Origin of the sequence: Methylobacterium sp. WL103 (assembly GCF_008039885.1) — a bacterium.
Classification (GTDB): Bacteria; Pseudomonadota; Alphaproteobacteria; order Rhizobiales; family Beijerinckiaceae; genus Methylobacterium; species Methylobacterium cerastii.
Genome location: NZ_VRUX01000995.1, coordinates 1 through 989 on the forward strand (window position 1 = coordinate 1; position 989 = coordinate 989).

Consider the following 989-nt stretch of genomic DNA (forward strand, 5'->3'; position numbering starts at 1 on the left):
GCCGACGGAGGCGCGCGAGCGTCGGACCACGCTCTCGTCCACGGGCAGGCCGATCGCCCGCTCGATCGCCCGCGGCACCGCGAGCCCGAGCACGGCTTCGACGTAGGACGCGTCGTGGGCGAACCGTAGGAGTTCGGGCGAGGCCGGCTCCGGCGTCGTGAACCCGCGCGGCGCCAGCCCGCGCTCCATCAGGACCTCGGCAAGCCGCCCGTACTTGCGCATCGGGAAGCGGTGCCCGGCCGGGAGGATCGCCTCGTAGGCCGGATGGAACACGATGGGCGGGATCACCGCCCGAACGTCAGGTCGGCGGCGATGCGGTCGGCGAGCGCCCGGCCGCTGTCGAAGGCCGCCTCGATCCGCGGACCCAGGCACCAGTCGCCGGCGGCACCCAGCCGCTGCGCCGGATCGTAGAGGCAGGGGTGGCCGAGCGCCGACTCGACCATGGCGTAGCGCCAGCGGTGGACGGCGGCGTAGGTCGGGCGGACCGACGTCCCCAGGCGCGCTTCGAGGGCGGCGACCAGGGCGGCCTGCACTGCCTCGCGCGCCTCCTCCAGGTGGGCGCGCGACCAATCCGGCGCGGCGTGGACCACGAGGCGATGCCCGGGCGCCCGGCCGGGCTTGGTCTCCTCGCGCGCGATCAGCGCGATCGGACTCTCCGGAAACGTGAGATGCGCTTCCGGGAAGCCTGGTGCCGCATCGAGGTCGAGCAGCAGCGACCAGCACGGCGCGTAGGATGCGCGCTCCGGCCCCGGCAGCGCGACGCCGCTCGTCTCCATCAGCGCCGTCACCTGCGGCGCCGGGAAGGTCACCGCCACGGCGGCGAATGGGCCTTCGGTCGCGCCCGCGGCATCCGTCAGCATCCAGCCGCGATCCCCCCGCGCGACGCAGGCGATCGTCGTCTCCAGCGACACCGGCAGCCCGTCGAGCAGGTGGCGGACAGGCGCCGGCATGCCGGGCAGGCCGACCTCGCGGCCCTCGACGTCCCAGGG

General features: G+C 75.2%; 1 protein-coding gene and 1 pseudogene. Both read right to left on the reverse strand.

Translation table 11 applies throughout. From position 1 onward, the window contains the following. Positions 1–285, reverse strand: a pseudogene (locus tag FV222_RS27290) (histone deacetylase); the annotation flags it as partial. Further along, positions 285–989, reverse strand: a 705-nt coding sequence (locus FV222_RS30280; protein WP_187277503.1) for an FAD-dependent oxidoreductase, incomplete at its 5' end; no start/stop codon positions are given. The gene FV222_RS30280 and the pseudogene FV222_RS27290, both read right to left, overlap by 1 nt.